The sequence below is a fragment of the Rhodococcus sp. BP-332 genome (assembly GCF_019836065.1).
GTDB lineage: Bacteria > Actinomycetota > Actinomycetes > Mycobacteriales > Mycobacteriaceae > Rhodococcoides.
Genome location: NZ_JABUEC010000002.1, coordinates 940,298 through 952,106 on the forward strand (window position 1 = coordinate 940,298; position 11,809 = coordinate 952,106).

13 protein-coding genes are annotated in these 11,809 nt (G+C 68.3%); 11 read left to right on the top strand and 2 right to left on the bottom strand.

Features of this window, described 5'->3' with window-relative positions; all coding sequences use genetic code 11:
- Positions 1 to 105: 105 nt before the first annotated feature.
- Positions 106 to 1,725, top strand: a complete 1,620-nt coding sequence (locus HQ314_RS10140; RefSeq protein WP_027506048.1) for an AMP-binding protein — start codon at positions 106 to 108, stop codon at positions 1,723 to 1,725.
- A 34-nt stretch (positions 1,726 to 1,759) separates the two neighbouring features.
- On the opposite strand, the gene HQ314_RS10145 is transcribed toward HQ314_RS10140, so the two are convergent.
- Entirely contained in the window at positions 1,760 to 2,800 is a 1,041-nt protein-coding gene (locus tag HQ314_RS10145; RefSeq protein WP_027506047.1) for a type III polyketide synthase, read from the bottom strand.
- A 90-nt stretch (positions 2,801 to 2,890) separates the two neighbouring features.
- Between HQ314_RS10145 and HQ314_RS10150 the strand changes: the two genes are divergently transcribed.
- The 6 genes from HQ314_RS10150 (at position 2,891) to HQ314_RS10175 (ending at position 8,273) form a co-directional block, all read left to right on the top strand.
- A complete protein-coding gene (locus HQ314_RS10150) occupies positions 2,891 to 3,976 on the top strand; it encodes a PLP-dependent cysteine synthase family protein (RefSeq protein WP_222649950.1) in 1,086 nt (361 codons plus the stop codon).
- Complete coding sequence (locus HQ314_RS10155; protein ID WP_222650101.1) at positions 3,973 to 4,776, top strand: hypothetical protein; 804 nt, start codon at positions 3,973 to 3,975, stop codon at positions 4,774 to 4,776. The genes HQ314_RS10150 and HQ314_RS10155 overlap by 4 nt, the downstream gene beginning before the upstream one ends.
- A 10-nt stretch (positions 4,777 to 4,786) precedes the next feature.
- Positions 4,787 to 5,629, top strand: a complete 843-nt coding sequence (locus HQ314_RS10160) for an SGNH/GDSL hydrolase family protein (protein ID WP_222649951.1) — start codon at positions 4,787 to 4,789, stop codon at positions 5,627 to 5,629.
- Between the two features lie 148 nt (positions 5,630 to 5,777).
- Positions 5,778 to 7,019, top strand: a complete 1,242-nt coding sequence (locus tag HQ314_RS10165; protein ID WP_222649952.1) for a dihydrolipoamide acetyltransferase family protein — start codon at positions 5,778 to 5,780, stop codon at positions 7,017 to 7,019.
- 7 nt (positions 7,020 to 7,026) lie between these two features.
- Entirely contained in the window at positions 7,027 to 7,464 is a 438-nt protein-coding gene (locus HQ314_RS10170; protein WP_222649953.1) for a GNAT family N-acetyltransferase, read from the top strand.
- A 14-nt stretch (positions 7,465 to 7,478) separates the two neighbouring features.
- Positions 7,479 to 8,273: an SDR family NAD(P)-dependent oxidoreductase gene (locus HQ314_RS10175; protein WP_222649954.1), complete on the top strand. Its 795-nt coding sequence runs from the start codon at positions 7,479 to 7,481 to the stop codon at positions 8,271 to 8,273.
- On the opposite strand, the gene HQ314_RS10180 is transcribed toward HQ314_RS10175, so the two are convergent.
- Positions 8,249 to 9,163: a DUF5996 family protein gene (locus HQ314_RS10180; protein WP_222637884.1), complete on the bottom strand. Its 915-nt coding sequence runs from the start codon at positions 9,161 to 9,163 to the stop codon at positions 8,249 to 8,251. The genes HQ314_RS10175 and HQ314_RS10180 overlap by 25 nt on opposite strands.
- Before the next feature lie 48 nt (positions 9,164 to 9,211).
- Here HQ314_RS10180 and HQ314_RS10185 point away from each other — a divergent pair, with 48 nt between their 5' ends.
- The 4 genes from HQ314_RS10185 to HQ314_RS10200 all read left to right on the top strand — a co-directional run bounded on the left by HQ314_RS10185 (position 9,212) and on the right by HQ314_RS10200 (position 11,805).
- Positions 9,212 to 10,162 (top strand): ring-cleaving dioxygenase, encoded by a 951-nt coding sequence (locus HQ314_RS10185; RefSeq protein ID WP_056440995.1) that lies wholly within the window; start codon positions 9,212 to 9,214, stop codon positions 10,160 to 10,162.
- The gene (locus HQ314_RS10190; protein ID WP_307097003.1) at positions 10,159 to 10,788 is read left to right on the top strand and encodes an MSMEG_1061 family FMN-dependent PPOX-type flavoprotein; all 630 of its coding nucleotides are present in this window, start codon (positions 10,159 to 10,161) and stop codon (positions 10,786 to 10,788) included. Before HQ314_RS10185 ends, HQ314_RS10190 begins: the two co-directional genes overlap by 4 nt.
- 87 nt (positions 10,789 to 10,875) lie before the next feature.
- Positions 10,876 to 11,268: a response regulator transcription factor gene (locus HQ314_RS10195; RefSeq protein WP_056440992.1), complete on the top strand. Its 393-nt coding sequence runs from the start codon at positions 10,876 to 10,878 to the stop codon at positions 11,266 to 11,268.
- Positions 11,269 to 11,445: 177 nt separating this feature from the next.
- Complete coding sequence (locus HQ314_RS10200; protein ID WP_027506038.1) at positions 11,446 to 11,805, top strand: NADH-quinone oxidoreductase subunit A; 360 nt, start codon at positions 11,446 to 11,448, stop codon at positions 11,803 to 11,805.
- Positions 11,806 to 11,809: the final 4 nt, after the last annotated feature.

Genomic DNA, 11,809 nt, shown 5'->3' on the forward strand with positions numbered 1-11,809 from the left:
CCGCCACTTCGATGAATCATGATTAACCGAAATCGGGGAAACCGCAGACGGGCGGCCGTCCCATGGATTACCGTCGCGGAGGTACCCGAGCCTCGAGGAGCGACTTTGTCACCGCAGACTTCCTACTCGTCCGGCCCGACCGACACGCCACTGCTCGACGAGACGATCGGACGGAACTTCGATCGCACCGCCGCGCGGGTGGGCTCGTCGGACGCTCTCGTGGACGTCGCGTCCGGTCGCCGGTGGACGTACGACGAGTTGCGATCCGACGTCGACGATCTCGCCCGCGGCCTGCTCGCGCGCGGAATCCGTCGCGGGGATCGCGTGGGGATCTGGGCACCGAACTGCCCGGAGTGGACCATCGTCCAGTACGCCACCGCGAAGATCGGCGCGGTGCTGGTGACCATCAACCCTGCCTACCGTGCGCACGAGCTGCAGTACGTGCTCGACCAGTCCGGCGCCACCATGCTGGTGGCGGTCCGGGCGCACGGCACCTCGGACTACGCCTCGATGATCGACGCCGTGCGCGGCGAGTGCACCGATCTGGCCCACGTCGTGTACATCGGCACCGACGACTGGAGCGACCTCGTCACCGACGGTGAGTCCGTCGATGTGGACGAACTCGACCGGCGCACTGCCGAACTCGGTCCCGACGACGCCATCAACATCCAGTACACCTCCGGCACCACGGGATTCCCCAAGGGCGCGACGCTGAGCCACCGCAACATCCTGAACAACGGCTACTTCGTCGGCGAGCTCTGCCATTACACCGAGGCGGACAGTGTCTGCATTCCCGTGCCGTTCTATCACTGCTTCGGGATGGTGATGGGAAACCTCGCCTGCACCTCGCACGGTTCGACCATGGTGATCCCGGGACCGTCGTTCGATCCGGCAGCGACACTGGCCGCGGTCTCCGCCGAGCGGTGCACCTCGCTCTACGGAGTTCCCACCATGTTCATCGCGGAACTGGCCGTTCCCGACCTGGCGGAGCACGATCTTCGGTCGCTGCGCACGGGCATCATGGCCGGATCACCCTGTCCCACCGAGGTGATGAAGCAGGTCATCGACGTCATGGGAATGGCGGAGGTCTCCATCTGTTACGGGATGACCGAGACCTCCCCGGTGTCACTGCAGACCCGCTCCGACGACACGATCGAGCAGCGCGTGTCCACGGTCGGACGAGTCGGACCGCATCTCGAGGTGAAGATCGTCGACCCCGTCACAGGGGAGACGGTTCCCCGCGGAGAGCCCGGTGAACTGTGCACACGGGGGTACTCCGTGATGCTCGGTTACTGGGACGACCCCGAGAAGACCGCCGAGGCACTCGATTCCGAGCACTGGATGCACACGGGCGACATCGGCACCATGGACGACGACGGCTACGTCGCCATCACCGGGCGCATCAAGGACATGGTGATCCGCGGCGGCGAGAACATCTACCCCCGTGAGATCGAGGAGTTCCTGTACTCCCACCCCGACATCCTGGACGCCCAGGTCATCGGTGTGCCCGACGACAAGTACGGCGAGGAACTGATGGCCTGCGTCCGTCTGCGTGAGGGCGCGGCGGCCATGACCGTCGACGATCTCCGGAGCTACTGCGACGGCCGCATCGCGCGATACAAGATCCCGCGCTACCTGCGCGTCATGGATGCCTTCCCCATGACCGTGACCGGCAAGATCCGCAAGATCGAACTACGCGAGGAAGCCACGCGCCTGCTGGATTGACGGAACGGCTGGGTCCATCGAACGGCTGGGGTGATCAGGCTGCGTGGAACAGCATGGTCTCGGCGGTGAGTCCGGGGCCGAACGCCATCGCGCATCCCGACCCGGTGTCACCCCGCTCGAGCATGTCCGCGAGCACGAACAGCACGGTGGCCGACGACATGTTGCCGTAGTTCTCGAGCACGCGGCGCGACGACGTCAGAGCGTCTGCGTCGAGGTGCAGCGCGCCCTCCACCGCGTCGAGGATCGAGCGACCACCGGGATGCACGGCCCACAGGTCGATCGACGACGTCTCCGCCCCCGAGAGCACCGTCTTCATCGTGGTCTCGTCCAACGCGCGTGACAACGAGCCCGGCACCTTGCCGGAGAGCACCATGTCGAACCCCATGCCGCCGATGCGCCAGGTGATGAGGTCGCGGGAGTCCTCGATCATGAGGGCCTGGAAGGAGTCCATGGCCAGACCGGTGGACTCGGCAGTGACCAGCACGGCCGCGGCGCCGTCGCCGAACACCAGGAACGACAGCATCGTCTCGAGATCGTCGGTCTGCTGCATGTGCAGCGAGCACAGTTCGACGCTGACCACGAGCACCTTCGCGGCGGGCTCGGAGCGCACTATGTGGTGGGCGAGCTTGAGACCGTTGATGCCGGCGAAGCAGCCCATGAAGCCGACCTGGGTGCGCTCTGCCGTGGTGGGCACGCCGCACTGCTTCATGATCTCGAAATCGATTCCCGGAGTGTAGAACCCGGTACATGTCAGGACGATGAGATGGGTGATGTCCCCTGCCGTTTCGCCGAGGCCGAGCCCGTCGACGGCACGAACGGCGAGTCCGGGAGCGGTGCGCTCGAACTCCTGCATCCGCGCCTGCGTGTCGACGGCGTTGGGATCGTCGCCGTAGAAACTGGCGATGGACGGGAACGCGGACCACCGGTGCGAGATCTGCGCGCGATCCGCCATGCGGCGGAACAGCAATTGCTTACGTCGCAGCGTGAACGTGCTGTCGGCGTAGGCGACGAAGTCGTCGTGGACGTCGTGCTCGGGAACGGCGGTCGAGATGGCATTGATGTATGCGATCGTCACAGGTGCCTCTCGTGAAGGTGGGGGCTCGACAGGTCGAGTTCCCCCTGACCACCGCAGTCAACCACCGAGCGGGGCCGCGCGTCGGACAGAATGACCGTCATGAGAATCGAGGACCGTTCCTGGGTGGAGAACGCGCTGCGCATCGTCGAGGCCGACGCGAACCGCAGCGCGGACACTCATCTGCATCCCTTCCCACTGCCGGCCGAGTGGGGCATCGATCTCTACCTCAAGGACGAGTCGGTCCACCCCACCGGATCGCTCAAGCATCGGCTCGCGCGGTCGCTCTTCCTCTTCGGCCTGGCCAACGGGGACATCGGGCCCCGCACCACGCTCGTCGAGGCGTCGTCCGGGTCGACCGCCGTGTCGGAGGCGTACTTCGCCCGGCTCATCGGCCTCGAGTTCGTCGCGGTCATGCCGGCCACCACCAGCCCGACGAAGATCGCGCTGATCGAGCGCTACGGCGGCATCTGTCGCCTCGTCGAGCACTCGGGTGCCGTGTACGACGTCGCGGAGGAACTGGGTGCGCAGAAGGACTGGCTGTATCTCGACCAGTTCACCAATGCGTCGGTGGTCACCGACTGGCGCGGCAACAACAGCATCGCCGCCTCCATCTTCGATCAGATGGCCCTCGAACGGTTCCCCGTCCCCACCTGGGTGGTGGTCGGCGCCGGCACCGGTGGCACCAGCGCGACCATCGGCCGGTACTGCCGCTACCGGCGCGTGCCCACCCGGGTGTGTGTCGTCGACCCCGAGGGATCCGCGTTCTTCGAGGCGTGGCGCGACGACACCCGTGACGCCGTCGGCACCGGATCGCGCATCGAGGGAATCGGTCGGCCCCGCGTCGAGCCGTCGTTCGTCCCCGCCGTCATCGAGCACATGGTGCAGATCCCCGACGCCGCCTCGGTGGCGGCCGTCCGCATGCTCGACCAGGTGACGGGCCTGCACGCCGGTGGATCGACCGGGACCAACCTCGTCGGCGCGTTCCGGTTGGCAGCGGACATGAAGGCTCGCGGAGAGCAGGGGAGCATCGTCACGCTGCTGTGCGACGGGGGAGAGCGCTACGAGGGCACCTACTACGACGACGCCTGGGTGAGAAGCCACGGCATGAACCTCGACGCACACCGCGCCAGCATCGACCACTTCCTCGCGACAGGCGTCTGGTCGGAGTCCGTGTGATGACCCTCTACTCGGAGCTGCCCGCCCGCCGGACCCGCCAGGTGGTCGCCGACGTGGTGGTCGCGGTGTGGACCGTGGTCTGGATCCGGGTGGGCCTGGCGCTGCACGACGCGGTGATGGCGTTGGCGGCGCCCGGACGCGAGATCGCCGACGCCGGAAGCGGACTGGAGAACAATCTCCGGTCCGCGGGCGAACGGGTGTCCTCCGTCCCACTCATCGGTGACGACGTCCGCACACCGTTCGACCGGGCCGGGGACGCCGGCGCCGCACTGCGCGGCGCAGGTGAGGCGCAGGTCGCGGCGGTCGAGGCGCTGGCGTCGTTCCTCGGTGTCACCGTCGCCCTGCTCCCCATCGTCGCGCTGCTGCTCCTGTGGCTCCCGCGGCGGATCCGCTTCGCCCGGCAGGCCACCGCCGCGGCGGCGCTTCTCCGGTCCGGCGCCGACCTCGACCTCTTCGCGCTGCGTGCTCTCGCACGGCGACCGCTGACGGAACTGACGCACATCCATCCCGATCCCGCCGGCGCCTGGCGCGCGGGCGACCCAGCCGTGGTCCGCTCGCTCGCGGCGCTCGAACTGGCGGCGGTAGGGATGCGCGCACCCGGTCCCGACCTTTCGTCGTCCGACGGCGCCACGGCCGTTTACGCTGAGTCCATGGCCGAGAAGACGACGACGAACGACTCCACCGACGAGCCCAAGGGCGGTCGTCCCGGACCCGCCGATCAGGGCGGCGCCGGCGGTATGGCGACGCGGGAGAACGCACCCGACGTCGCGGAGTCGGAAGCATCGAACGACGCCGACTAGGACTGCGCGCATGTCGACACGCCGACTCGTCGTCGCAGTGGCGGCTGCCGCCGCCGCGAGCACTCTGTCCGCCGCTCCCGCGGCCGCCGCGCCGGCACCCGGTGCGTATGTCGCGCTAGGAGATTCGTTCTCTGCCGGCAGCGGAATCGCACCGCAGACACCGTCCGGGATCTGCGGCCGGTCCGCGGTGAACTACCCCACGCTCGTCGCTCGCGAACTCGGCATCGACACGGTGCGCGACGTGACGTGCGGCGCCGCGGAGAGCGAGAACCTCGCGGGACCGCAGACCGGGCTCGGCGGCGGAGTCGCCGCACCGCAGTTCGACGCGCTCGGTCCGGACACCACGCTCGTCACCCTGGGAATCGGCGGCAACGACATCCAGTTGGTTCAGCTCGCGGCGGGCTGTATCAGCGTGCTCCCGGCTCCTCTGACGCCATCGTGCTCCGATCGTCCGGACACCTACAGCGACCGTATCGACGCGTTCGCCGCGACGTACGACACGATCCTCGACGAGATCGCCCGCCGGGCGCCGGCCGCGCAGGTGGTGATGGTCGGGTATCCCACCGGCATCCGGCCCGGCGGCTGCCTCGACTCGCAGCCCGTGCGGCCCGCGGACGCGACCTACCTACAGGCCCGCATCGATCAGCTCAACTCGGTGATGAGTCGCGCCGCCGTCGCGCACGACGCCACGTTCGTCGACCTCGCGCCGACCACCCGTGACCACGACGTGTGCGCCGCCGACAGCTGGATGGTCGGCGCGGTGCCAACGTCTCCGGACGCGGTGGTGCCCCTGCACCCCACGGCGGCGAGTCACCAGAACACCGCGCGCGAGATCGTGGCCGCACTGCGCTGACGCACGGTGCACGACCGACTGCCTCGCTCGACCGCCGCCGTTGGTCATCGTGCTCACTCGGTCGGCCGTCTCTTGCGCACTGTGCGGCGTGGTGATTGTGTGATCTGACACACAGCGTTCACGAGTGCACTCACGAGGAGCATCCGCCATGTCCACGGTCAAGACATTCCTGCTGCCGGACCTCGGCGAGGGGCTCGCCGACGCCGAGCTGCTCACCTGGTCGGTCGACGTCGGCGACACCATCACGCTCAACCAGACCATCGCCGAGGTCGAGACCGCGAAGGCGTCCGTCGAACTGCCGTCTCCCTATGCCGGCGTGGTCGTGGCGCGGCACGCCGAGGAGGGCACCACCATCGACGTGGGCGCACCGTTCCTCGACATCGAGGTGGCGGGTCCGGCGACGACCGGTCCGGCCTCGCCCGACACCGCCGACGAGGCGGCAGCCGACGCGCGTCCCGAGCCGTCGGTCGAGAAGGCGGAGTCCGAGACGGTCGGGGCCGCGCCGACGCGGACGCCCGTCCTCGTCGGCTACGGCGTCGCGGAGGAGACATCGAGTCGTCGGCCCCTGGCCGCGCCGCCGGTACGCAAGGAAGCGCGCGAGCGCGGTATCGACCTCGCGACCGTGGCCCCGACGGGACCGCACGGCAACGTGACCCGCGACGACCTGGCCGTCTCCTCCGCGCCGCACGCGGACGAGAAGCGCACGCCGATCAAGGGCGTCCGCAAGCACACCGCCGAGGCCATGGTGCGCAGCGCGTTCACCGCGCCGCACGTCACCGAGTTCGTCACCGTCGACGTCACACCGATGATGGAGTTGCTCGACGAGCTGAAGGCGAGCCCACTGCTGGCCGGTGTCCGCGTGACGCCGCTCGCTCTCGTCGCGAAGGCCCTGCTCATCGCCGTTCGGGAGCACCCGAGCCTCAACTCGTCGTGGGACGAGGCGGCGAACGAGATCGTCACCAAGAAGTACGTGAACCTCGGTATCGCCGCGGCGACACCGCGCGGGCTGATGGTTCCCAACATCAAGAACGCGCAGACACTCGGATTCCGCGACCTGTGCTCGTCACTGTCCGCGCTCACCGCCGTCGCCAAGGAGGGGAAGACCGGTCCGGCGGAGCTCGCCGACGGGACCATCACGATCACCAACATCGGCGTGTTCGGCATCGATTCGGGCACACCGATCCTCACGCCCGGCGAAGCCGCCATCCTGTGCTTCGGGGCCGTCCGGCGTCAGCCGTGGGAGTACCGCGGGGAGATCGCGCTGCGGCACGTCACGACCCTCAGTCTGTCGTTCGATCACCGGCTCGTCGACGGCGAACAGGGCTCGACATTTCTGTCCACCGTCGCGACCCTGCTCTCGGATCCGGTGGGGTTCGCGGCCCTGGGATAGTGGTGCGGTGACCCGCATCCATCACGCCACCGTTCGAGACGTCGATCCTGTTGCGCTGTACCGCGTCCTGCAGTTGCGCACCGAGGTGTTCATCCACGAGCAGGGCATCGTCGGCGAGCAGGAGATCGACGGGCGCGATCTCGAACCCACGACCACCTTGTTCTGGTCGGAGGAGCCGAACGGCGACGTGCTCGCGACACTGCGGGTGTTGCAGGACGAGGTGCCGGCCCACATCGGCCGCGTCGCCACGGCGTCGGCGGCACGCGGACGCGGGCTGGCCGCCGACCTGGTGCGGGCGGCGATCGAGTTCGCGGGCACCGACGTCGCGATCTCCGCTCAGGCCTACCTGGAGGAGTGGTACGGGCGCCTCGGCTTCGTGCGCACCGGGCCGAACTATCTGGAGGCAGGAATAGACCACCTGCCGATGCTGCTGACCCGTACCTGACACCAGGAGGACACATGCAGATCGATCTGAGCGGCCGGACAGCCCTCGTCACGGGTTCCACGCAGGGCATCGGCTACGCCATCGCCGTCGGCCTCGCCCGAGCGGGAGCGACCGTGCTGATCAACGGCCGGTCCGACGCGTCCGTCGGTGCGGCACTCGACCGTCTCACCGCGGAGGTACCCGACGCGACGGTCGTCGCGGCCCCGGCGGACGTCAGCACGGAGGACGGCACACGCGCCCTGGTGCAGGCACACCCCGATGTCGACGTCCTGGTGAACAATCTCGGAATCTTCGGCGCCACACCGGCTCTGGAGATCGACGACGACGAGTGGCGCCGCTATTTCGAGGTCAACGTCCTCGCCGCCGTGCGTCTGATCCGCGCCTACCTTCCGGGTATGAAGGACCGGCGCTGGGGCCGGATCCTGTCGATCGCCAGCGACTCGGCCGTCGTGATTCCGGCCGAGATGGTCCATTACGGCATGTCCAAGACCGCGCTGCTCGCGGTGTCGCGCGGCTTCGCGAAGGAGGCGGCCGGCTCGGGCGTGACCGTCAACTCCGTCATCGCCGGACCGACACACACGGGAGGTGTCGAGACCTTCGTCCGCGATCTGGTGGGCGACGAGTTGCCGTGGGACGAGGCGCAGCACGAGTTCATGGTGAAGTACCGCCCGCAGAGCCTGATCCAGCGACTCATCGAGCCCGAGGAGATCGCCAACATGGTGGTCTACCTCAGTTCACCTCTCGCGTCGGCCACCACGGGCGGCGCACTGCGCGTCGACGGCGGCTACGTGGACTCGATCCTGCCCTGACCGTCGGGCCACTCCGCGAGGTCCGCGGCGATGCGTGCAGTGCTCTCGAGGAACTCCCGCAGCAGGGCATCGCCGTCCTCGGCCTCACGCACCGCCGAGTAGGGGAGCACGAACTCGCCGAGATCGCGATCGAAGTACGCCTGCGCCGGCTCGACGACCGCGGTGTCGAAGCCGTCGGGTTGCGGGTAGGCGTACGAGTAGAAGATGCCCTCCGACGCCCCGCCGGGCCAGTACCCGGCGCTCGACACCTCCTCGTTGTAGGCCTCGTGCATCACCCAGTCGGGGCAGTTGGGCACCCCGCCCGGATGCTGCGCCGCGGGGCGACCCGAGAACCGGGTCACAGCCAGGTCGAAGGCCCCCCAGAAGAAGTGGGACGGACTGGACTTCCCGCGGAACCCGCCGCGGAACGCGGAGAACACCCGATGAGCCGACACCAGCGAGCGCCAGTATCGCGTCATCGCTTCGGCGTCGTAGCTGGAATGCACGGTGTCCTCGGCGAACGGAATCGACGGGTCGACCTCGACGGGGGAGCCCATGATCGAGACGTGGACCCCGAGCGCCTCGAGGTGGGCGAAGAACTCGTCGTGGAAGTCCGCGACCGTGCGCGGCCGCAACTCCATCTCGCGTGCGTCGCCCCACGTGGTCTCGATGGTCAGCCGGTGTCGGAGGAAGTCGAAGCGGATCTCGACTCCGCCGCCGCGGTACGGCATGAGCGAGGTGGTGAGTCCGGACGCATCGACGTAGGACGTCACGCCCCACCAGTGGTTGAGCGGCGGAGCCAGAGCCATGCGCACCTTGCCGACGATCTGCGTCCACATGTGCACGGTGTCGCGGGTGTCCTGCCACGAGTCCACGACGAGTTCCGGCCAGGCATCGTTCGTTTCGGTCACTGCATCCCTTTCACGGAGATATCGGCGCACACGTAGGACGATGGTCCCATGACGACACTCGCCCCTCTCGGTCTTCACCACGTCACCGCCATCGCGTCGGACCCCGGCCGGAACGTGGAGTTCTACACGCGCGTGCTCGGCCTGCGGTTGGTGAAGCAGACCGTCAATTTCGACGACCCCGGCACCTACCACCTGTATTACGGGGACTTCCGCGGTAGCCCGTCGTCGCTCATCACCTTCTTCCCGTGGAAGGACGTCGAGCGCGGACGACAGGGAACCGGACTCGCGACCTCGACAGCGTTCAGCGTTCCGGGCTCGTCGCTGTCCTTCTGGCACGACCGGCTCCGGGAGCTGAACGTGCGCGTCGAGGCGCCGGTGACCCGCGGCGACGACGAGGTCCTGCGCCTGTACGACCACGACGGCATGGTCCTCGACCTGATCGCCTCCGACGGGGACACCCGCTCCGGCTGGGACGGCGTGGCATCGGTGCCCACCGAACACGCGGTGCGCGGACTGCACTCGGTCACCCTCACCGAGACGACACTCGACGCGACAGCCGAGCTGCTCACCGACCGGATGAGCATGACCGTCGCCGCGGACGGTGCCGCGAGCGCGCGGTTCGCCATGGCCGCGGGCGGCGCGGGCGCGCTGGTCGACGTCGTCACCGACCGCAGCGACCGTGGTCTGCAGGCAGGCGGCACCGTTCACCACGTCGCCTTCCGTGCGCCCGACCACGAGACGCTCACCGCCTGGCGCACCGAGCTGGTCGACAGCGGCGCGCACGTCACCGAGATCCTGGACCGGCAGTACTTCCAGTCGATCTACTTCCGGGAGCCGGGCGGCGTGCTGTTCGAGATCGCGACCGAGGCGCCGGGATTCGACGTCGACGAGCCACTGCTCGAACTCGGGCGCTCGTTGAAGCTGCCGCCGTGGCTCGAGCCGACGCGGGAGCAGATCGAGCAGAATCTCCCGGCACTCCCGGTGGGTGACGCGTCGTGACGTGGACACAGGTGACCGACGGTGAGACGCTGACGGCGATGTTCGGTACGCCGAGCTTCCGCGCCGCCCACAAGGATCGCCCCCGGCTGCATCCGCTCGACCGCGACTTCCTCGCGGCCTCGCCGTTCTGCCTGGTGGCCACCGCTGACGAGACCGGACGGTGCGACGTCTCGCCGAAGGGAGACCCGCCCGGCTCGCTGGTGCACGTCCTCGACGACGCCACCATCGCGCTGGCGGAACGGCCCGGCAACAAGCGGATGGACGGATACCGCAACGTGCTGAGCAACCCGTTCGTGGGGCTCGACTTCCTGGTCCCCGGACGCGGGGACACGCTGCGCATCAACGGCCGCGCGCGGTTGATCTCCGACGCGCCGTTCTTCGACGACCTCGTGGTCAAGGGACACCGCCCGATCCTCGCGCTCGTCGTCGACATCGAGCAGGTCTTCCATCACTGCGCCAAGGCGTTCCTGCGGTCACGGCTGTGGGAGCCGGGCACCTGGAATCCGTCGGTGCTGCCGACGGTCGCAGAGATCTCCAAGACGCTGATCCCCGACTCGCCGGAATCGCTCGAGGAACTGCGGGCGTACTACGGGCCGGCATACGAGGAGTCGCTGTACCGGTCGTAGATGCGCTCCGCGCCTGTGCGCCTCTTGCGCATCCAGGCATACGCAAAAGGCGCACGGGCGCGAAGCGCACTGGGTAACGTCCCACCCGTGGCGGACGCAACGTTGTCGGTGCTGATCTACAGCAGCCACGCGTCCACGCGGGCGCTCGTCCACCAGGCGCTGGGCCGTCGCCCGCACCCCGACCTGCCCGAGATCGAGTATCTCGACGTGGCGACGGCGCCCGTCGTGATCGAGCACCTGGATCGCGGCGGTGTCGATCTCGTGATCCTCGACGGTGAGAGCGCTCCCGTCGGCGGGATGGGCCTCGCGAAGCAACTGCGCGACGAGATCGACCCGTGTCCACCACTTCTCGTGCTCACCGGCCGCCCCGACGACGCGTGGTTGGCCACCTGGTCGCGTGCCGACGCGTCGGTGTCGCACCCGATCGACCCGCTCGAACTCGGCCGCGCCGTGGTGGGACTGCTCCGCGACCCTGCCTGAGGCCTCGCCGGATCTCCGATCTGTGACGCCGGGGATCACCGATTCGCGACGATTGTGAGCCCGAGTCACCAAACCGGACCCATCGCGACGAAAAAGTCCTACTGTGTGGCACAGATCACCTCGAGGCGTAGGGCGGTTCCGGTCGGAACCCACGACACGGGCAGGAGTTCGAGTGGCATGAACGCATATGTGCCGGTCCTCGTCCTCGGCGCGATCGCGGTCGCCTTCGCGCTGTTCTCGGTCCTCGTGGCATCGGAAGTGGGACCGAAGCGATACAACCGCGCCAAGCTCGACGCGTACGAATGTGGCGTCGAGCCCACCCCGCAGCACATCGGCGGCGGTCGCTTTCCGGTCAAGTTCTACCTCACCGCAATGCTTTTCATCATCTTCGACATCGAGATCGTGTTCCTGTACCCGTGGGCTGTGCACTTCGAGGCACTGGGTGTGTTCGGTCTCGCCGCGATGGCCCTGTTCATCGTCAACGTTTCCGTCGCCTACGCATACGAGTGGCGTCGTGGAGGTCTCAGCTGGGACTGATCCA

Coding starts and splice junctions, on each gene's coding strand:
- HQ314_RS10185 (WP_056440995.1), top strand. CDS start 9,212: ATGACGACACTCGCCCCTCTCGGTCTTCACCACGTCACCGCCATCGCG.
- HQ314_RS10165 (WP_222649952.1), top strand. CDS start 5,778: ATGTCCACGGTCAAGACATTCCTGCTGCCGGACCTCGGCGAGGGGCTC.
- HQ314_RS10175 (WP_222649954.1), top strand. CDS start 7,479: ATGCAGATCGATCTGAGCGGCCGGACAGCCCTCGTCACGGGTTCCACG.
- HQ314_RS10160 (WP_222649951.1), top strand. CDS start 4,787: ATGTCGACACGCCGACTCGTCGTCGCAGTGGCGGCTGCCGCCGCCGCG.
- HQ314_RS10200 (WP_027506038.1), top strand. CDS start 11,446: ATGAACGCATATGTGCCGGTCCTCGTCCTCGGCGCGATCGCGGTCGCC.
- HQ314_RS10150 (WP_222649950.1), top strand. CDS start 2,891: ATGACCGTCATGAGAATCGAGGACCGTTCCTGGGTGGAGAACGCGCTG.